Origin of the sequence: Devosia albogilva, assembly GCF_042685625.1 — a bacterium.
Taxonomy (GTDB): Bacteria; Pseudomonadota; Alphaproteobacteria; order Rhizobiales; family Devosiaceae; genus Devosia; species Devosia albogilva.
Genome location: NZ_JBHUNP010000001.1, coordinates 2902675 through 2919859, shown reverse-complemented (window position 1 = coordinate 2919859; position 17185 = coordinate 2902675). Strand labels below are relative to the sequence as shown.

Here is a 17185-nt window from a genome sequence, read left to right as displayed (position 1 = left end):
TCTTGAGGCGGACGCATTGCCACAGGGCAGAGCCGGGGCATGAGCGACATCGAGGCCCACTTCGCCATCCTGGGTTCAACGCCCCAGGCTCGACTTCTCGCGGGACTGCTGGCCTCCGAGCATGGCAAACGGGTGGCGATCGCCGCCGAAACGGATGCTGCCTACCGGCTGCCGCGAGGGCTCGATCTGTCTGCCGGCGCCATCACCAGGCCCGAGAGCTGGTCGCTGCTCACCACTCTCGTGCCCGAAACGGTGAAACTCCTGTCCCGCATCGGCGGCCGCTCGGCCTGGGCCCGGATAGACCCGATCCTGTTTGCCGACCTCGCCGCCCCGGCCGAAGCGATATCGCACATCCGGCACATGGCCAGCGCCTTCGGCATCGCCGCCGAGCGGGTGCCGCCGGATCTGATCGGCCCGGGGCGGAACGCCATCTACCTGCGCGACTGCGTCGTGTTCCACCGAGCCACGCTCGAAGCCGCCCTTGATGCCTGGCTGGACCGCCTCGGCGTGGTGCGCCTCACCGGTGCCGTCAACATCCATGCGGATGGCAGCGGCTCCGCGCCCAGCGGAGACGCCTATTGCCGCATTGCCCGGGTGGTCCTCGCCGACGACACCGCCCTGCTGCGTCACCTACCCACCGATAGCTGGCCTTCCCTGCTGGTGCGCGAGGTCGGCAATACTTTGCTCCTCGAGCCGACCGCACCCATGGCTGGGGCCGTCATGCATCAGCTGGACTTCGGCCTGACGCTGCACCGGCAGCCGCATGGTGGCCTCGTGGCCCTCGGCCCCGGAGCGGCGGACGACTTTGCGGCCCGGCTTGTGGCCCTGCTGGGCCGCGAGCGGGCGCCTCGCCTCGCCGGCCGCTCGCAATATGTGTCGATCACCACCGCCGATGGCGCCCCTGCAGTCGGACGGGTCGGGGATGTCGGCCCCGACATCCTGGCGGGCTTCGGGTTCACCGGCGCCTTCTTCGCGCCGGCCATCGCCCGCTGGCTCTGCGACCGCGCCTCGGGGGCCGAAAGGTCCTGGTTCGAGGCGCGCCTGGTCGGACGCAGCATCTCGGCCTCCCCTGCCGCCGAATTCCGGGGCGCAGCGTGAAGCGCCAGCCTTTCCGCCTCCCCGCCGAGACTGCCGGGCCGTTCCTCGGCGCCGCCATCGATCGCAGCAAGCCGATCCGCTTCCGGCTGGATGGCCGCAGCATCGAGGGCTTCACTGGTGACACGGTGCTCAGCGCCGCCCTCGCGGCCGGCATCGACACGCTCGGCACCATCCACGGCGCACCTCTGGCTCTGAGTTACGCCGTCGCTCCGGCCGTGCAACTGGCCGGCTCCACCATCCCGCTGCCCATGGAGCGCACGCCGGCGACCGACGGAGCCGAGTACTTCACCGGCGCCCGCAACTCGCTGCTGCACCGCCTGTTGGGCGGCAACAGCCTCCATCTCGATCAGCATCCGTCCAGCGCCACCGTCAGCGGCGAACACCTGCAGCGCCAGTATGGCCGGGCGGACCTGGTCGTTGTGGGCGCAGGCATTGCTGGTCTGACCGCAGCGCTCGCCGCTGCCAGGTCCGGCCTGTCGGTGATGGTTCTCGAAGCTCGGCTCCAGCCCGGCGGCTATTCGGTGCTGTTCGGGCGCCAGGAGGGCGAAGACCAGCCCGAGACCGCCATCGCCACGCTGCTGGCGGCCGTTGCCGCCAATGACGCGATCACCCTTGTCACCAGCGCCGAAGTTGTCTCCGCCCGCTCCGGCCTCGTGCAGGCCCATGTCGTCCACCTCGTCGGCGGCAAGCCGCAGGCGCAGCTGCTTGAGATCGAGAGCCCACGCATCATCCTCGCCACTGGCAGCCTCGAGCGCCTGCCGATCTTCGCCGGAAACCGCCTCCCCCGCGCCCGCGGTGCGCTGGAAGCCTTCGAACTCGGCTGGCACTATGGCATCTGGCCGGGCCGCGATGCTGTCATCGCGACCGTCAGCAGCGTCGCCTATCGCCTTGCCATGCTCGCCGCCGATGCCAGGGTGCGGATCAATCGGGTCATCGACACCCGGGCGGGGCCGGAGTCCCGGTTCATCGCTTTTTCGCGCGCCTATGGGATCACCCAAGCACCGGGGTCACGCCTTGCTGCGGCAGTGCAATCCCGGGGCCGCCTGCAGCTCCGCACCGAGTCTGCCATGGGCGGAGCCGCAACAGGTGGCGCTGATCTGACCACCGACAGCCTCGTCGCCTGCGGCGGCTGGCAGCCGGACCTGACGCTGTGGAACGGCGCCGGCGGCTTCAGCCGCTGGCAGTCTTCACGCCACCGCCTTGAAGCCACCGGCACCCTGGACGGCATCGCGCTTGCCGGCAGCGCTGCCGGTTGGCTCAGCCGCACGGCCTGCGCCGCCAGTGGCCCCGACGCGGTTGCCGCGCTGTTGGGGCGCCCTCGCCAGGGCGTCCAGGAACTCAGCATCGATCCGGTCTACGACACGCCGGACGATCCGACCTCCATCGCAAGCGTCGCGGGCGAAGCGAGCTTTCTTGCTGCAGGCCGCCACCTGTTCAGGCGCCCCGCAGCAGCGCCGGGCTCCTGGCCATGGCAGCGGCAGCCTGCCACGGAGTCGATCGCGGATACGCCGCAGCCGCTGGATGTCGGCATTGTCGCGGCCAGCGTCCAACTCGGCTTGGTTCCGGCGGCCAGCGCCGGGGCCGTCGCGCAGGAGCGGACGGGCCTTGCCCTTGCGCACACCCGCCCCGCGGAAGCACCGCCCCCGCGCGCACCGACGCTGCTGCCGGATTATCTGGTGGGTCGCTTCGGTGGCCGTGGTCAGCTCTGGCTGATCCGACCGACCGAGGGGCGCACCCTCGATCCCGGCGGGCTGATACAGCCCGACGCCGACACGGCCGACCCGCTCGCCGCGATCGGCGTGGTGGTTCGGCCGGTGCAGGATGGGGCTTTGGCGCTGCTGGATGGCGCCGCCATCGGCAGTGCCGGAAGCAAGGTGATGCTGCGCGAAAGCACGCGCGTGGTCCCGCTGACGCTGGTGGCACCCTATGCCGAGGGGATGGATCTAGCTGCGGCGCTCAGCCGAGGCGCGGGCACGCCTTAGCGTGTCGGCGTAATCCGCGTTGAACCGGACCTCGGCCATCTTGATGGCCGCATCCAGCCTGCCACCGACCACCGGATCTCCCGGCTGGCGGCGCAGCAGGTCGAGATTGCGCTCGAGATGGGTTTCGAGCGCCTGGCCGGTCTGGCTCCAGGCTTGGTCGAAGGTTGCGTTCACGGCCAGGGAATCGCGGCATTCGCGCACCGCCGCCAGCAGGTACACGCCGCCGATTGCTGCGAGGACAGCGCTGTTGTCGAGCCGGTCGCTGCCATCGCGACCGCGCCGCATGGCCATATTGAGGTCAGTCACCACGGTCTTGAGCCGCGGCTCGATCCGCTCCGACACCTGGCGGGTCATTGCCGAGAGCGCAGCCGTCCAGCGGCCGCCCCGCGTCAGTTCCACATAGCCGGTCACCGCGCGCACCAGCCGGTGAAAGCGGTCGAGGCCCCGGCAGGTGAGATCGATGTCGGCAAACGGCCCCATCGGTTTCATCAGGTGCAACTGGTTCTGCGCCTGAGTCAAAAGCCCGTCGATCAGGGGCGCGAATCCCGAGCGAATAATGGTTGCCTCGCTTGGATTGCCGCAGATCTTGATCACGGCGAGCACCAGACGACTGGGGTTGGCGACCTGCCCGGCAGCCGCCAGGAACAGCAAGCCGGCGAGGGCTGGATCCTGTACGGGCATGGACTGCAGCGCTGCCACCAATCCGGCCTCTTCGGATATGGCGTTGACTGCCCGTCCGAAGCCCTGCGCCTTCGTGAGCAGGGCGCGGTGGCGGAGTGCTGCCACCACGGCCGGAAGCGCCGCCCGAGCCTCGTCGCTGCCGAGCATGGCGCGCAGCCGGCGACCGGTGTCGAAATCAGCCTCGGCGCGGGCCAACTGATCCTTCATGCGGGCCAGCAGTTCGGTTGCCACGTCTTCGAGTTCTGCCGCAGTCAGGCTGCCATTGGCGGCGCGCTCGGCCGAAAGCAGGTCCGGCGCAAGGTCGCGCAGCACCCAGGTCCAGGCCGCCTCGACATGCTGGCGCGCCAGGGCACCCGGCAGCGGGCTCGCGGGCAGTTCTTCGACGATCACCGGCTCGAGCAGGCCGGCGAATGGCCGCGCCACCGGCGCGACCCTGTGCAGGGGAGCAGGCTGTGGTGCAGCAGCAGTGGCAGGCTGTGGTTTGGCTGCGGAAGGCATCAACACGCGCGGGGTGAGGCAGACTGTCCAGCAACCCTATAGGTGGCTGGTAAACAATCCTTATCTCCCGCGCGCGGACCTGATCAGGCGGTGCCGGGCACCACTGCCCAGTTGCCGTTCTGCTCGCGGCAGGCGGTGCCCTTTTTCACATAGTCCTGGCCGTTGATCTTCACCGTGTGGGTGAAGTCGCGGCAATCGAGGTTGTTGACGCGGACATAGGGTCCGACAGCGACCGAGCCGGTGGTGCCGCGATCGCCCGTCCACTGCCGCGGGGCGCCGGGACGGCCGAACTGCAACGCATAGAACTGTGCCGTGTTGGCTTCGCTCGAGTCCTTCGCCGTCATCAGGTTCAGCGCAGCGGTGTCGACGAAGCCCTGCGACACGCTGGTGGTCAGCAGTGCCTGCTGGGTGGTCTGCGCCGGGGTCGGCACCACCGGGGCGGTCACGACCGGTGCGGTGACCACCGGCGCCGTGGCGACCTGGGTCGGCGCCGTGCTCGCACAGGCGGAGAGTGCAAGGGCAAACAACGGAGTAGCAAACAAGGCAATGCGATTCATGAAAAGCGTCTCGTGTTCGGTCAAATCGTGATCGGTGCGATTTACGGCGAAAGTGCGTCAGGCTGCGGCAGGACGGGAGAGGCCGCCGAGCCGCGCCGTAGGAAGCCGCAATTCCACCAGCAGACCGCCCAGAGCCGAGCGTTTCAAGGCCAGACTGCCGCCGTAAACATCCACCAATTCCTTGACGATATCGAGCCCTAGTCCCGTCCCGGGCGTTTTCTCGTCCAGCCTGACGCCGCGGCGCAACACTTTCTGCGCGTCCTCCTCGGTCAGCCCCGGACCGTTGTCGTCGATGCGGATCAGCAGCATCGTCCCGGTGTCGCTGCGTTCCGCCGAAAGGCGCACCCCCACCTGCCCCTTCGACCACTTGCAGGCGTTGTCGAGCAGATTGCCCGCCATCTCCTCGAGATCGGCCTCATCACCGCGGAACCAGGGCAGCGAAGCGTCCGGCCGCTGAAAGGCGATGGTGACGTCCGGGTGGATCTTCCGCATCACCCGCGTCAGCCGCAGCATGATCATGGTGGCGTCGGCCTTCTTGCCGACCACCGAGGTGCGGGCGGCGAGCCGCGCCCGCTCGAGATAGGTCGAGACCATGGTGCTCATTTTCTCGGTCTCGGCCTGTACCACGTTGGCAAGGGCGCCCTTGCTGTTGCGCGCCTCGTTGCGCAGCACCGCGATCGGTGTCTTCAGGCCATGCGCCAGGTTGCCCACCTGGTTCCGGGCGCGTTCAATGATCTGGGTGTTGGAGCGCAGCAGCTCGTTCACCTCCTCGGCCAGGGGCGCGATCTCGCGTGGATAGGTGCCGGTGACCGCGGTGCTCTCGCCTTCGCGCACGCGCTCGATAGCGCGACTCAGCCGGTCCACCGGTCGCATGGCGAAGCGAGCGACGATAGCGCTCATGACCGCCAGCATCACCCCTACCGCACCGAGCACGATGAAGGCTTGGCCGCGGAAGTTCTCGACCAGGTTCAGGATTTCGCTGAGATTGCCGCTGACCACGATCCGATAGGTGAGGTCCGGACCTATGGTCACGGTGCGCTCGACGACGCGGATGCGTGTGCCGAACGCGTCATCAACGATCGCCGTACGCCGCCCGGCGCTGTCGACCGGTCCCATCATCACCGGCAGGTCGATGCCCACCATAGAGGTTGAGAAGTTGAACAGCCGGCCGTCATTGCCGCGGATGGCCCAGTACCAGCCGGAGCGCGGCCGTTCGAAACGCGGGTCGGCAAGCACCACCGCCTCATCGAGCGGATTGCCGGTCTCGAGCAGTTGCCCCGTCAGGGTCTCGACGTGAAAATCCAGGGTCTGCGACAGCGATGAGTCGAGCGCCCGGGAGTAGAGATCGGTCAGCAGAAAGCCGGTCGCAACCAGCGCCAACACCAGCCAGGTGGCGGAAAGCCAGAACAGCCTGGCCGCAATCGAGCCACTGCGCTTCGCCGGCGCTTCCAGTGCCGATGTCGTCGGCTCGGCCTTGCCGCTACCGGGGGCCGGCTCCTGCTGGACAGCGCTGTCGCTCACCAGCCGGCTCAGTCTTCAGCGATCTGGTAGCCCAGTCCGCGCACCGTCTGGATGCAGTCCTCCGGCAGCTTCTTGCGCAACCGACCGACGAACACTTCGATGGTGTTGCTGTCGCGGTCGAAGTCCTGGTCGTAGAGGTGCTCGGTCAGTTCGGTCCGCGACACCACTTTGCCCTTGTGGTGCATCAGGTAGCTCAGCAGGCGCAGTTCGTGGCTCGTCAGCTTCACCGACTGCCCGTCCACCGTCACCTTGCCCGAGCGGGCATCGAGCCGCACCGATCCGGCGACGATCTCGTTGCTCGCAAGGCCTGCGGCCCGCCGCACGAGAGCCCTGAGCCGGGCCAGTACTTCTTCCATGTGAAAGGGCTTGGCGACATAGTCGTCGGCGCCGGCATCGATGCCCTGCACCTTGTCGCTCCAGCGGTCGCGCGCCGTCAGCAGCAGCACCGGCGTCGTCTTGCCGGCGCGGCGCCACTCTTCCAGCACCGACAGCCCGTCCATCTGCGGCAGGCCGATGTCGAGCACGATGGCGTCGTAGGGCTCGGTATCGCCGAGGAAGTGCCCCTCTTCGCCGTCAAAGGCCACGTCCACCACATAGCCAGCTTCGGTCAGCGCTTCTTTGAGCTGCCGGTTGAGATTCACATCGTCTTCGACAACCAGAATACGCATGGCCCCACGCCCCCACTGATGGCTTACTGTGCGTCCAATACCAGGTTCAGTGCCGATCCATCCGGGTTCAGCACACCCACAATATAGACCAGCCGCCCGCCTTCGTCACATACCTCGACATTGAGCACCGTGGTGCTGCCGTCGACGCCGGCGGAAGCGAGCACCGCATCAAGCGAGCGAATTTGGCCCGAGGTGACCGCCTCCTGAATCTGGTAGCGATCGAGGCAGGCCTGCGCCAGGGCTGCGGGCACCGTGCAGGTAAAGCCGAACCCCAGCACCGACAGGCCGATCGCGATGGTTTTGAGAATTCTGTTCATGCCTCGACCCTACGGGGACGTTGCTGAATGGGACATGAATGCGGCAATGACCGCCGCACCCATTCCCGTCAAGCGCCGCCGCTACACCTTTGCGACATCGCCCTTGAGGCCCTTGCGCAGGAAAATGACTGCCAATGCCTCGAGGATCAACTGCCCGGCCGAGCCGGAATCGAGACTCGGCATGTCGATGCCGAGCATCTGGGCAATGCCGGCGACCAGCATCATGCCGCCACGATATAGGTGCGGTAGCCGTTGAGAATATCCATGAGCGTTCTCCCTGTCGGTTTTGTGATGGGTTGGATGGCGTTCAGAGCCGCGGCGCGCATGGTGGCAACCCGGCGGGTCCAGCCGCGCCCGAACACTGCGAAAGTCGCCAACGCCTGGAGGAAGGCGAGCCGCCGGTCGCAATAGACCTCGATCAGCAGCCGCAACCCGCCACGCCGCGCTCGCTCCTCGATCGCACGATCGAGATCTCGTAGAGCTCGATCTGCCATAGCTTGCGGTGCCCGCCCTCACGGGTCGCCCGCACGGTACGAAAGCCGATCGACAGCCCGTCGAGCGCCCCGCGCTCGATCAGGCGCTTCAGCGCGTCCGCCCGCGGCACCCCCGGCACCAGTCGGCCGCTGACGAAGAGGCCGTGCCCGTCCTTGCGCAGCTCGTCCCAGGTGCCGACCGGCTCCTTCAGGTCATGCTGGAACAGCATGCGGATGCGCTCGCCCCTTTGGGCGAGGCTCGCCCGGAACGCCCCCGGCATCACCATGCCGCCGCCGGCATCCACCCGTCTGAACACGCTGGCATAGCCCGCGAACCGCCCTTCGGCGTCGATCGGAATCCGCGCCATCAGCGGCTCCCGGCTGGCTTCGGCGGCGGCTTCAACGCGCCCTTGGTGCTGGCGATCACCCCCGCCAGGTTCCAGGCGAATTGCCGGAAGGTCTGCTGCACGCCCTCACGTTTTCCCTTGTGCCCCATGCATTTAGTCCTTGTCCCTGAACAGCCGATTCAACGAGGCGATCTCCCGCACGAAGTCGTTGAAGTATCGATTCACCCGCGCCATCTCCTTGAGGCTCCACACCAGGAGCGCACTCGCCCCGCTCGCCCACAGAAACAGCGCCAGATGCGCCAGGTCGCCGCGCTCGACGACGGTGCGTGTCAGGTCGTCCATCCTCGATCTCCGCGTGTAAGTGCCGACAACTGTCTGGCGCTAAAGGTTGGGCAGATGCAGATTGCCCGGAGGGAGCAGCCCAATGCCCACCATCCTTCGCCTCGACGGCTATCGGTTCTTCTTCTACAGCGGCGAAGGCAACGAGCCGCCGCATGTGCATGTTGAATTCGGAGACCGCCTGGCCAAGTATCGGCTTGAGCCGGTTGAACTGGCATCATCCTAACGGTTCCGCTCTCATGAGCTTGGACCGCTTCGGCAGATGGTGGCAGAGCATCGAGACGAATTCCTCAGGGCCTGGCATGAGCACTTTGACGTTTGAGACCGAACCGCTGGCCGTAGACGTAACCGTCAGCGACGAAACGCTGCGCGTGACGCTCGACGATGGCCGCGAGATCGGTGCGCCCACGGCGTGGTTTCCACGTCTGCGCGATGCCCCTGCCGCCGCTCGCAGCAAGTGGCGCCTGATCGGCATTGGCGAGGGCATTCACTGGCCGGACATCGACGAAGATATCTCGGTGCTCGGCCTGCTCGCCGGCAATCGACGTCATTCCCGCGCCGCCTGAACCCCAAGCATCTCGCGCTTCTCCGCGTCGCTCAAAAACTCGGCCGCCCCGACGCGCGCCCACAGTGCCGCGCGGTCCTCGGCCAGTGCCTCGACCCCGTCGAAATCGGGCTCGATCCCAGCCCCGCCGAACGCGGGCCTCAGCCAGGCGCCGAGATCGTCGGCCACACGGCGCACGAGCGGCACCAGCGTGTGCCGCCATAGCGCCCGGTTGCCCTCCTGGTAGTTGGCATAGGTGTTGTCGCCGGGGATGCCGAGCAGCATCGGCGGCACGCCGAAGGCGAGCGCGATGTCCCTCGCTGCGGCGTTGCGCGCCTCGATGAAGTCCATGTCGCGCGGGCTCATCGCCAGTGGCTTCCAGTCGAGCCCGCCTTCCAGCAGCATCGGCCGGCCGGCATTGGCGGCGCCCGAAAACTCCGTTTCCAGTTCCTCCTTCAGCCGCTGGAACTGGTCCTGCGTCAACTGCCCGGCGCCGGCCTGGTAGACCAGCGCCCCGATCGGCCGCGCCGCATTGTCAAGCAGCGCCTTGTTCCAGCCCGCCGAGGCATTGTGAATGTCGAGGCTCACCTGCGCCGCCTCGAGCGGCGCCATGCCGTAGTGGTCGTCCATCGGATGAAACAGCGACAGATGCAGCACGCCCGGCACCGGCTCCCCATCCTGCCTTATGTGCAGCGTCCGCCCGCCGGCGGTATAGTCATAGGCCACGGGCCAGCCATCGCTGCCGGCCACCACCTTCATCCGGTCCGGCCGTAGCACGAACAGCCCGCGCACTGCGCCGTCGACGATGCCGGCCTGCAGATAGGCATTCCCCGCCGTCTGCAGAAAGGCATAGACCGCCTCCAGCAGTTCGCCGCCGCCCTGGCGGCCATTCGGCCTTGCGAGCAGCACCGCCAGCGGATGCTCGTCCACCCGACGGCCGTTCTCGGTCACCCTCAGCGGCACCCGGTTCGCTGCCTCGGCAATCAGCCGCACGCAGCGATAGACCACCGGATTGCGGGCAAAGCCCTGGTTGCGAGGCTGGCAAAGCCGCGCCCGCTCCAGTTCGGCGCCCCCAACTGACTGAGCGTCAGCAGCGTGTGCCCGCCGAAGCTCTTCTGTTCACCGGCCGGGCCGGCACCGCCGCCGAACAGGCGATTGATCCACTCAGGCATGGAGCCTCCAGGGGCAGGAAAAGCAAAAGCCCCGGCGCATGGCGCTCGGGGCTCGAAAACTCGACGATATTCGGGTCGGCTATTCCGCCGGATGCTGGCGGTGCCGCCTCAGGTCACGCAGGTGCAGCCATGCTCCCGCCCAACCCACGGCCACCACGGCCGCCGGCATAACGATAAAGGCAAAGACCTCGATGAAACTCATGATCGCAGTCCTCCAAGGACCCTTCGCGCTACCAAATGTAGTGCGACTGCGGCGAAAAGCCAAATCCCACCGCCTAGGGCAAACGTCCAGGTCTCCAGCGCCGTTCCCCCGGCGCCATAGAACACTGCCGCAACCGGCGCGAGCAGTCCCACGGTGAGGCAGGCCGTCGACGCCCTGTCGAGCGCATTGGCCAGCAGTTTGGTCCGTTCGTTCTCGATCAGGCTCATATCCGGTCCATCCGGGTCCGCCCTCCTTAGCACACCGGGAACGAAGAGTGAATCTGCTCCGTTTCCCTGCCAACATAAGCCGGAGGCACAGGCCATGAGCCAGCGCGAACTGATCGAACCTCACAAGGGCGACAAACGCTATGTCCGCCGCGACGAGAACGGCCGCTTCACGGAAAGCGACGACGTCTCGCGCTCCCTCAGCCAGGACGTTCGCAAGCACGCCAGCAGCAAGAAACCACGCAACCAGGGCGACAAGGGCGACTGAGCTCTTGCCACTCTTCCCGAAAGGGCGCCGCCCGTTCGGCCTCGTTGCCTGACACCACGTCATCCCCACGTGACACCAGGTCATCCCCGCCTAACACCACGTCATCCCCACCTGACACCACGTCATCCCCACCTGACACCACGTCGCCCCCGCACCACGTCATCCCCGCGAAGGCGGGGATCCATTCTTCCCCGGAGCTCAGCAAAAAGAATGGATTCCCGCCTGCGCGGGAATGACGCCGCATTACCCCGATCTCTCCTCCCCCTCCCCCTTCAGGGGGAGGTAAGGTGGGGGTACCGCAAGCGCGACCTGCACCGATTTGGTAATCGGCCACCCGTCACCCCCCGAAGGGAGCCTCATCGCCCTGGATGCTTGTTCTCTTCACCCGCTCGCTGCCGGTTGCCGGACCCGATCTCTCCTCCACCCTCCCCCTTGCGGGGAGGGTAAGGGTGGGGGTACCGCAGCCCTTACAGCCGCCGCACCCGCGGCCGCACCTCGTTCAAAATCAACTCCGTCACCGCCCACACCAGCGCATCCACCCGGTCCGGGGAATGCCCATCGGCCCGCCCGTCCGGCCCAAAGGCGCAGAGTTCATCCTCCAAAGCCGTCAGCCCTCCCAAATGGCGCACCAGCCCGCGGCCATAGAGTGCCGCCACCGGCTCCGCCCGCAGCCACTTGCCGCGATTGGCGCGCACGCCGCGCACCGGCACCGTCGGGTCCACCTGGGCGATCACCTGCTGGACGAGGTCGCCACCCTGGTTCACCTCGGCAATGATGCAGTCGGCATCATGCGCCCGGAACGCCGCCACTGCCCGCCGCGCCCAGCCAGGGGCGGCGCCGGCTTCAGCGTTGCATCCTCCAGCACCACCGCACCCTCGCCCTGCCCGCCGGCAACGACGATGCCGCAGGCGTCCGAGCGGTCGGTGCCGGTCACCGGCGGATCCACCGCCACCACGATGCGGCCGCAGCCTTCAGCCACTCCAGCGCGGAACATGGAGCGCTGCCACAGGGCACCCGGCAAATCCTCGATCAGTTCGCCCTCGAGCTCCTGCCGGCCCAGCACCGAGCCCGCATAGCGGGCGACCACTGCATCGAGAAAGCGCGGCGACAGATGCGCGTGGTTCTCGTCGGTGCGCATGTGCGTCACCACCGTGTGCGCCTCGCCGAGCAGACGCTTCAGCAGTTTCGTCGGCCGCGGCGTGGTCGTCGCCAACTGGCGCGGCCGCATGCCCACGCGCAGTCCGAACTGCAGTTGGTCCCATGCCTCCTCGGCATTCGGCCACTTGCCCACCTCGTCGCACCAGGCCGCGGCAAATTGCGGGCCACGAAACCGTTCGGGGTCGGACGCCGGCAGGATCATCGCCTCGACGCCATTCGGCCAGTGCAGAAAATGTCCTTTGAGCCGCGGCCGCTCCACGTCCGGATGAACATTCAGGATGCCGCTTTCGCCGCGCACCATGATGTCGATGGCCTCGGTGATCGTCTCCCCCACCAAGGCAATGGGTGAGACCCTGGCTTTCGCCAGTTGGCGCACCCATTCGGCGCCGGCGCGGGTTTTTCCCGATCCGCGTCCACCCAGCAGCAGCCAGGTGGTCCAGTCGCCCGCCGGTGGCCTCTGCTTGGGGTAGGCGTAGTGGCTCCAGTCATAGAGGCGGCGCTCCACCTCTTCGTCGGTCAGGGCGCTGATCTGCTCCGGGCTGAGCCCCTCGTCATCAGCGCGGTTCGAATCGGGCGTTGAATTGTCGCTCACGCTCCACCAGCTTGGCTCGCATTTCCGCCATGTCCGTGAGCGAGGCCGGGGCCACGTTCGGCTTGGCGGCGCCGAACTCGATCAGCTTGTCGAGCGACTTCACGCTCACGGCCAGGGCATTCACCTGTTTGTCGACGGGTTCATCCATGCTCTTTTCCAGTTGCCAGACCTGCCGTTCGAGCACCTTCATCATGCGGGTGACCAGTTCGGCCGTGGTCGGCGCCCGGGCCCGGCTGTTGAACCAGCCTTCCTTCTGCCGCCGGTAGCGCAACTGGTTCTCGCTGACGCCGTGCCGCTTGCAGATGGTTGCCGGGTGGAACAGCCGGTTCTCGTATTCGTCCCGGATCGTCGCCCAGTCGGGCTGGCGCCCTGCTGTTGCGGGAGTGGTGTCGTCCACGGCGATGTCCTGTTGATTTCTGCGCCATCGGCGCCGTCGACCCGATTTGTCGACCATGCCTGAACCCTACCACATCACCGTCACGCAGGGATAAGCGGCACAAGCGGGATAAGCGGGATAAGTCCGCATGCAAAAGGCCCCGCCGGAACCGGCAGGACCTTGATTGCGACCGGGCGGAAAGCCCTAGACGCGCACGAATTCGAGCTTCTTGCAGGCAATGAACTGGCAACCCGTCACCTGCAGCCGGTCCGGGGCCTTCAGCGTCACCGAGCCGGAGACGGTGTGGCCGTCATAGGTCACCGTACCGCGCCACTTGTTCTCGGCGGTGGGCTGAGCGCCCTTGACCACCAAGGTGTTGAGCAGGGCGACATTCTCGGGGGTCCGCGCATCCTCGCGCAGCCAGGTCAGCTTGGCGCAGAGCTGTTCGCCGTCGCCGCAATAGCTCACCGAAAAGCGCGACTCACCGGAAACGGTCTGCCAGGTGCCAACAGGGGTGGGGTCCTGGGCAACGGCAGGAAGGGCGAGAGAAAGGGCCAGCGCACAGCCGGCGAAGATCTTGGTCAGGGTCATGGTGTCCTCGGGATCTGGGGTAGGCGCCGCGAGGCGTCCGTGTTGATCCCGCTTCTGCCCTGGTCAGCCTGAACTCGCGGCGAATCCGCTGTTCATCTTCGGTTCAGCTAGGCGGCCTGCCGTTCCTGCCGCGGCCTGAGGTCCACCACTTCGAGCCGGCCGATGCCGCGCCGCTGCGCCCGCCGCAGTGCTTGCTGCGCCGAATCCACCAGCCGCCCATCCAGAGTGCCTTCCGGCATCACGACAGCCAGTCCCATGCTCACGGTCACCGTACCGGCATGGCTGGCCTTGTGCGGACGCCCGAGCCGACGCACTGCTTGCGCCATCGCCGCTGCCACCGGCTGCGCCACGTGCGGCGGCAGTTCCGGCAGCACCACGCCGAACCGGCCGGGGCTTACCGCCACGCAGGCGTCGTCGGTACGCGGCAGCACCGTCGCCAGCGTCTCCTGCACCTCGGCAAAGCACGCGTCCGCCGCCTCGGCGCCATAGGCGGTGAAATAGTCGGCAAGTTCGTCGATCTCGATCAGCATCAGCGTCAAGGGCGCGCTCGCCTTCGCCGCCCTGTACCAGCCGCGGCTGAGTGCAGCCTCGAAACCGCCGCTGTGTGGCAGGGGGGCCACCGGTGCGGCCGTGCGACCACGCAGCGCCAGGCGCACGCGGGTCCAGAAGCCGTCTTTGCTAAGTGTGTTGCTCGTGGCGTTGGTCATTCCGCTGCCTGTCCTGGGCTGGCAAGTGCTCCCCCCGCACGCCTGAAATCAGGCCACATCAGGGTTAACGCGCCGTAAACCGGCCGATCACACATGCTCGGGCGGCTCGTATTCGGGCCAGTCGACCGCGTGCTCTTCCCAGCGTTCCGGGTCGACCTCGTTCTCGGCGAAGGTGCGCCCCTTTACCGACACGCCGACATCCACCACGGTCTGCGGATCGCCCGAAACCAGCGGGTGCCACCAGGCGAGGCCCTTGCCTTCCGCCATCCGGCGATAGGCACAGGTGGTCGGAATCCAGGGGATCTCGCGCACATTCTCGAGCGTCAGCTTGATGCAGTCCGGCACCTTGGCCTGCCGGCGCGGATAGTCGGTGCAGGCGCAGGTGTCGCCGTCGAGCAGTTGGCAGCGCACGTCCGAGGTGATCAGTTCACCGGTGTCCTCGTCCTCGAGCTTGATCAGGCAGCAGCGCCCGCAGCCGTCGCAGAGCGCCTCCCACTCCGCCGGCGTCATCTGTTCGAGCGTCTTTTCTTCCCAAAAAGCCATGGTCTTCCGGTTTGTTGTTGCCGGTTTGCTCTTGCCGGTAACGGAACGCAATCATATTCCAGCGATTGTGTTGCGGGTCGGGTCGCGCGGGGACACCATTGCGTGACCGATATCGAGGGCAGCCGGTGCAGGATCCGTTCTATACCAGGGAAAAGCGCAAGCGCGCGTCCGGCATGCTGGCCGCCGACGCCTGGCTCGACTCGTCCCTCTACGAATTCTGGCATGCCCTGGGCCGAGGATACACGCGTTTTCAGGACTTTATGAGCAAGTTCCACGTCGCCGGTATCCGCCGGTTCTTCGTGGAAATCCTCTCCGACGGCTTCAGCTTTCTCGCTATCGGCTGCGTGCTGATGGTCGCTTTGGCTATGCCCGCCTTCGACCTCACCGCCTCCGGCCACATCAACAAGGCCGAGGACTATTCCATCATTTTCATCGACCGCTTCGGCGCCGAAATCGGCCGCCGCGGCATCCGCTCCGACGACTCCGTCGCCCTCGAGGACATGCCGGACTACCTGATCAAGGCCACCCTCGCCACCGAGGACCGGCGTTTCTACGAGCATTTCGGTATCGACATCGTCGGCACGCTGCGCGCCCTCGCCAGCAACGCCCAGGGCGATTCCGGCATGCAGGGCGGCTCCTCGATCACCCAGCAGCTGGCCAAGAACCTCTTCCTCAGCTCCGAGCGCACGCTCGAGCGCAAGATCATCGAGGCCTTCCTCGCCGTCTGGCTCGAGTGGCACTACTCGAAAGACGACATCCTCAAGCTCTATTTCGACCGCGCCTATATGGGCGGCGGCAATTTCGGCGTGGTGGCGGCGGCCGAGTACTACTTCGGCAAGAAGGTGCAGGACATCAATCTCGCCGAGGCCGCAATGCTGTCGGGCCTGTTCAAGGCCCCCACCCGCTATGCCCCGCATGTCGACCTCGCCGCGGCCCGCGGCCGCGCCAACCTCGTCCTCTCCAACATGGTGGCCTCGGGCTTCCTGACCGAAGGCCAGGTCACCGCCGCCCGCCGTCACCCGGCGACCCCGATCGACCGTGCCGAAGACGCCAACTCGCCCAACTACTTCCTCGACTGGGCCTTCGAGCAGGCGAAGGAGCTGATCGCTGAGAACGGCTTCCCCGGCAACAACTTCATCGTCCGCACCACCATCGACACCACCCTGCAGAAATATGCCGAAGAGGCGGTGATCTCGACCGTCCGCGAGTCCGGCGAGCAGTATGATGTCGAGCAGGCTGCCATGGTGGTCACCGACACCCAGGGCGCCATCCGCGCCATGGTCGGCGGCATGGACTACGGCAAGTCCCAGTTCAACCGCGCCATCGTCTCCACCCGCCAGCCCGGCTCGGCCTACAAGATCTTCGTCTATGCCGAGGCGCTGGAGCAGCTCGGCCTGACCCCTTCCGACACCATCACCGACCAGCCCGTTTGTATCGCCGGCTGGTGCCCGCAGAACTATGGCCGTAACTACAAGGGCAATGTGACGCTCGCCAGCGCCTTTGCGCAGTCGCTGAACACCGTGCCGGTGACTCTCTCGATCAAGACTGGCCGCGACAGCATCGCGGCGCTCAGCCATCGCATGGGCCTCACCGCCGACTATCCGGTCACGCGCTCGCTGGCGCTCGGCGTGGCTTCGGTGTCGGTGCTCGACATGACCTCCTCCTATGCCGTGCTCGCCAATCGCGGCCTGAAGACGCCCGCCTATGGCATCACCCGCATGAGCACCCTCAGCGGCGAGGTGCTCTACGAGATGGACCCCGATGCCGAACGCGAGCGCGTCCTCAGCGAGCAGACCGTCGCCTACATGAACTCGATGCTGCGTGGCGTCATCACCGGCGGCACCGGTCGTCGGGCCGGCGTGCCCGGGGTTCCCGCGGTGGGAAAATCGGGCACCACCTCGTCCTACCGCGATGCCTGGTTCTGCGGCTTCACCGGCAACTACGTCGCCGCCGTCTGGTTCGGGAATGACGACTATCACCCCACCAACGACCTGACCGGCGGCACCTTGCCCGCCATCGCCTGGCAGAAGTTCATGGCCTATGCCCACACCAATGTGGACGTCCTGCCCGTCTTCGGCGTCGACTTCACCCCGCCGGCTCCGATTGTCGCCGAAACGGACCCCACCGTCGAGGAACTGGAACTGGCGCAGCGCCCGCCGAGCCTGACCCCGGAAGCAGCGGAGAAGCTGGTCAGCCTGTCCGAGCTGTTCGACCAGACCCTCAAGGCCGCAACGCCCATCAGCGACACGGCCAGTGTCGGCGCATGGTCGAGTGGCGGCACCTGACCTGCCGTCCTCCTCGCAACAGTGTGCAGCACCGCATCAATT

Annotated in this window: 22 protein-coding genes and 2 pseudogenes; 6 read left to right on the top strand and 18 right to left on the bottom strand. The window is 66.9% G+C overall.

Going from position 1 to position 17185, the window contains the following annotated elements; all coding sequences use genetic code 11:
* Nucleotides 1–39: 39 nt before the first annotated feature.
* Both ACFSX5_RS14640 and ACFSX5_RS14635 read left to right on the top strand, forming a co-directional pair.
* Entirely contained in the window at nucleotides 40–1098 is a 1059-nt protein-coding gene (locus tag ACFSX5_RS14640; protein WP_386834423.1) for a hypothetical protein, read from the top strand.
* Complete coding sequence (locus ACFSX5_RS14635) at nucleotides 1095–3080, top strand: FAD-dependent oxidoreductase (RefSeq protein ID WP_386834422.1); 1986 nt, start codon at nucleotides 1095–1097, stop codon at nucleotides 3078–3080. Before ACFSX5_RS14640 ends, ACFSX5_RS14635 begins: the two co-directional genes overlap by 4 nt.
* Here the strand turns inward: ACFSX5_RS14635 and ACFSX5_RS14630 are convergent.
* From ACFSX5_RS14630 to ACFSX5_RS14585, 10 genes are all read right to left on the bottom strand, one after another.
* On the bottom strand, nucleotides 3042–4184 hold the full coding sequence (locus ACFSX5_RS14630; RefSeq protein WP_386834421.1) for a hypothetical protein: 1143 nt from the start codon (nucleotides 4182–4184) through the stop codon (nucleotides 3042–3044). The two genes, ACFSX5_RS14635 and ACFSX5_RS14630, sit on opposite strands and share 39 nt — an antisense overlap.
* A 158-nt stretch (nucleotides 4185–4342) precedes the next feature.
* Nucleotides 4343–4816 carry a hypothetical protein gene (locus ACFSX5_RS14625; protein WP_386834420.1) on the bottom strand — a complete coding sequence of 158 codons (474 nt, stop codon included), beginning with the start codon at nucleotides 4814–4816 and terminating at the stop codon, nucleotides 4343–4345.
* 57 nt (nucleotides 4817–4873) lie between these two features.
* Nucleotides 4874–6337, bottom strand: coding sequence for a sensor histidine kinase (locus tag ACFSX5_RS14620; RefSeq protein ID WP_386834419.1), 1464 nt, complete (start codon nucleotides 6335–6337; stop codon nucleotides 4874–4876).
* 8 nt (nucleotides 6338–6345) lie between these two features.
* Nucleotides 6346–7005 (bottom strand): response regulator transcription factor, encoded by a 660-nt coding sequence (locus ACFSX5_RS14615; RefSeq protein WP_386834418.1) that lies wholly within the window; start codon nucleotides 7003–7005, stop codon nucleotides 6346–6348.
* Between the two features lie 23 nt (nucleotides 7006–7028).
* Nucleotides 7029–7322 carry a PepSY domain-containing protein gene (locus ACFSX5_RS14610; protein ID WP_386834417.1) on the bottom strand — a complete coding sequence of 98 codons (294 nt, stop codon included), beginning with the start codon at nucleotides 7320–7322 and terminating at the stop codon, nucleotides 7029–7031.
* Nucleotides 7323–7403: 81 nt separating this feature from the next.
* Entirely contained in the window at nucleotides 7404–7547 is a 144-nt protein-coding gene (locus ACFSX5_RS14605) for a hypothetical protein (protein ID WP_386834416.1), read from the bottom strand.
* Nucleotides 7544–7753, bottom strand: coding sequence for a hypothetical protein (locus ACFSX5_RS14600; protein ID WP_386834415.1), 210 nt, complete (start codon nucleotides 7751–7753; stop codon nucleotides 7544–7546). The genes ACFSX5_RS14605 and ACFSX5_RS14600 overlap by 4 nt, the downstream gene beginning before the upstream one ends.
* Nucleotides 7741–8163 (bottom strand): HK97 family phage prohead protease, encoded by a 423-nt coding sequence (locus tag ACFSX5_RS14595; protein ID WP_386834414.1) that lies wholly within the window; start codon nucleotides 8161–8163, stop codon nucleotides 7741–7743. Before ACFSX5_RS14595 ends, ACFSX5_RS14600 begins: the two co-directional genes overlap by 13 nt.
* On the bottom strand, nucleotides 8163–8291 hold the full coding sequence (locus tag ACFSX5_RS14590) for a hypothetical protein (protein ID WP_386834412.1): 129 nt from the start codon (nucleotides 8289–8291) through the stop codon (nucleotides 8163–8165). The genes ACFSX5_RS14595 and ACFSX5_RS14590 overlap by 1 nt, the downstream gene beginning before the upstream one ends.
* Nucleotides 8292–8295: 4 nt before the next feature.
* Nucleotides 8296–8484 (bottom strand): hypothetical protein, encoded by a 189-nt coding sequence (locus ACFSX5_RS14585; RefSeq protein ID WP_386834411.1) that lies wholly within the window; start codon nucleotides 8482–8484, stop codon nucleotides 8296–8298.
* 82 nt (nucleotides 8485–8566) lie between these two features.
* On the opposite strand from ACFSX5_RS14585, the gene ACFSX5_RS14580 reads away from it, so the two are divergent.
* Both ACFSX5_RS14580 and ACFSX5_RS14575 read left to right on the top strand, forming a co-directional pair.
* Nucleotides 8567–8707, top strand: a complete 141-nt coding sequence (locus ACFSX5_RS14580) for a DUF4160 domain-containing protein (RefSeq protein WP_386834409.1) — start codon at nucleotides 8567–8569, stop codon at nucleotides 8705–8707.
* A gap of 76 nt (nucleotides 8708–8783) precedes the next feature.
* Nucleotides 8784–9047, top strand: a complete 264-nt coding sequence (locus tag ACFSX5_RS14575; protein ID WP_386834407.1) for a DUF2442 domain-containing protein — start codon at nucleotides 8784–8786, stop codon at nucleotides 9045–9047.
* On the opposite strand, the pseudogene ACFSX5_RS14570 reads toward ACFSX5_RS14575, so the two are convergent.
* From ACFSX5_RS14570 to ACFSX5_RS14560, 3 genes and pseudogenes are all read right to left on the bottom strand, one after another.
* Nucleotides 9029–10197 (bottom strand): annotated as a pseudogene (locus ACFSX5_RS14570) (phage portal protein). The gene ACFSX5_RS14575 and the pseudogene ACFSX5_RS14570 sit on opposite strands and share 19 nt — an antisense overlap.
* A 79-nt stretch (nucleotides 10198–10276) precedes the next feature.
* Nucleotides 10277–10399 (bottom strand): hypothetical protein, encoded by a 123-nt coding sequence (locus ACFSX5_RS14565; protein ID WP_386834405.1) that lies wholly within the window; start codon nucleotides 10397–10399, stop codon nucleotides 10277–10279.
* Nucleotides 10396–10626 carry a hypothetical protein gene (locus ACFSX5_RS14560; protein ID WP_386834404.1) on the bottom strand — a complete coding sequence of 77 codons (231 nt, stop codon included), beginning with the start codon at nucleotides 10624–10626 and terminating at the stop codon, nucleotides 10396–10398. The genes ACFSX5_RS14565 and ACFSX5_RS14560 overlap by 4 nt, the downstream gene beginning before the upstream one ends.
* A gap of 94 nt (nucleotides 10627–10720) precedes the next feature.
* On the opposite strand from ACFSX5_RS14560, the gene ACFSX5_RS14555 reads away from it, so the two are divergent.
* Complete coding sequence (locus ACFSX5_RS14555) at nucleotides 10721–10891, top strand: hypothetical protein (RefSeq protein ID WP_386834402.1); 171 nt, start codon at nucleotides 10721–10723, stop codon at nucleotides 10889–10891.
* Between the two features lie 467 nt (nucleotides 10892–11358).
* Here the strand turns inward: ACFSX5_RS14555 and ACFSX5_RS14550 are convergent.
* The 5 genes and pseudogenes from ACFSX5_RS14550 to ACFSX5_RS14530 all read right to left on the bottom strand — a co-directional run bounded on the left by ACFSX5_RS14550 (nucleotide 11359) and on the right by ACFSX5_RS14530 (nucleotide 14858).
* Nucleotides 11359–12578: pseudogene (locus tag ACFSX5_RS14550) on the bottom strand (DNA-packaging protein).
* A 25-nt stretch (nucleotides 12579–12603) separates the two neighbouring features.
* Complete coding sequence (locus ACFSX5_RS14545) at nucleotides 12604–13038, bottom strand: hypothetical protein (RefSeq protein WP_386834400.1); 435 nt, start codon at nucleotides 13036–13038, stop codon at nucleotides 12604–12606.
* Between the two features lie 183 nt (nucleotides 13039–13221).
* Nucleotides 13222–13608 (bottom strand): DUF2147 domain-containing protein, encoded by a 387-nt coding sequence (locus tag ACFSX5_RS14540; protein WP_386834399.1) that lies wholly within the window; start codon nucleotides 13606–13608, stop codon nucleotides 13222–13224.
* Nucleotides 13609–13715: 107 nt separating this feature from the next.
* A complete protein-coding gene (locus tag ACFSX5_RS14535) occupies nucleotides 13716–14315 on the bottom strand; it encodes a diguanylate cyclase domain-containing protein (protein WP_386834397.1) in 600 nt (199 codons plus the stop codon).
* Nucleotides 14316–14402: 87 nt separating this feature from the next.
* Nucleotides 14403–14858, bottom strand: coding sequence for a YcgN family cysteine cluster protein (locus ACFSX5_RS14530; protein ID WP_386834395.1), 456 nt, complete (start codon nucleotides 14856–14858; stop codon nucleotides 14403–14405).
* A gap of 98 nt (nucleotides 14859–14956) precedes the next feature.
* On the opposite strand from ACFSX5_RS14530, the gene ACFSX5_RS14525 reads away from it, so the two are divergent.
* A complete protein-coding gene (locus ACFSX5_RS14525) occupies nucleotides 14957–17143 on the top strand; it encodes a transglycosylase domain-containing protein (protein ID WP_386834394.1) in 2187 nt (728 codons plus the stop codon).
* The last annotated feature ends 42 nt before the right edge of the window (nucleotides 17144–17185 follow it).

Bases quoted from the DNA above. Each gene is read 5' to 3' on its own strand.
- ACFSX5_RS14640 (WP_386834423.1), top strand. From the start codon at position 40: ATGAGCGACATCGAGGCCCACTTCGCCATCCTGGGTTCAACGCCCCAG.
- ACFSX5_RS14625 (WP_386834420.1), bottom strand. From the start codon at position 4,816: ATGAATCGCATTGCCTTGTTTGCTACTCCGTTGTTTGCCCTTGCACTC.
- ACFSX5_RS14615 (WP_386834418.1), bottom strand. From the start codon at position 7,005: ATGCGTATTCTGGTTGTCGAAGACGATGTGAATCTCAACCGGCAGCTC.
- ACFSX5_RS14610 (WP_386834417.1), bottom strand. From the start codon at position 7,322: ATGAACAGAATTCTCAAAACCATCGCGATCGGCCTGTCGGTGCTGGGG.
- ACFSX5_RS14605 (WP_386834416.1), bottom strand. From the start codon at position 7,547: ATGATGCTGGTCGCCGGCATTGCCCAGATGCTCGGCATCGACATGCCG.
- ACFSX5_RS14595 (WP_386834414.1), bottom strand. From the start codon at position 8,163: ATGGCGCGGATTCCGATCGACGCCGAAGGGCGGTTCGCGGGCTATGCC.
- ACFSX5_RS14590 (WP_386834412.1), bottom strand. From the start codon at position 8,291: ATGGGGCACAAGGGAAAACGTGAGGGCGTGCAGCAGACCTTCCGGCAA.
- ACFSX5_RS14585 (WP_386834411.1), bottom strand. From the start codon at position 8,484: ATGGACGACCTGACACGCACCGTCGTCGAGCGCGGCGACCTGGCGCAT.
- ACFSX5_RS14580 (WP_386834409.1), top strand. From the start codon at position 8,567: ATGCCCACCATCCTTCGCCTCGACGGCTATCGGTTCTTCTTCTACAGC.
- ACFSX5_RS14575 (WP_386834407.1), top strand. From the start codon at position 8,784: ATGAGCACTTTGACGTTTGAGACCGAACCGCTGGCCGTAGACGTAACC.
- ACFSX5_RS14565 (WP_386834405.1), bottom strand. From the start codon at position 10,399: ATGAGTTTCATCGAGGTCTTTGCCTTTATCGTTATGCCGGCGGCCGTG.
- ACFSX5_RS14560 (WP_386834404.1), bottom strand. From the start codon at position 10,626: ATGAGCCTGATCGAGAACGAACGGACCAAACTGCTGGCCAATGCGCTC.
- ACFSX5_RS14555 (WP_386834402.1), top strand. From the start codon at position 10,721: ATGAGCCAGCGCGAACTGATCGAACCTCACAAGGGCGACAAACGCTAT.
- ACFSX5_RS14540 (WP_386834399.1), bottom strand. From the start codon at position 13,608: ATGACCCTGACCAAGATCTTCGCCGGCTGTGCGCTGGCCCTTTCTCTC.
- ACFSX5_RS14535 (WP_386834397.1), bottom strand. From the start codon at position 14,315: ATGACCAACGCCACGAGCAACACACTTAGCAAAGACGGCTTCTGGACC.
- ACFSX5_RS14530 (WP_386834395.1), bottom strand. From the start codon at position 14,858: ATGGCTTTTTGGGAAGAAAAGACGCTCGAACAGATGACGCCGGCGGAG.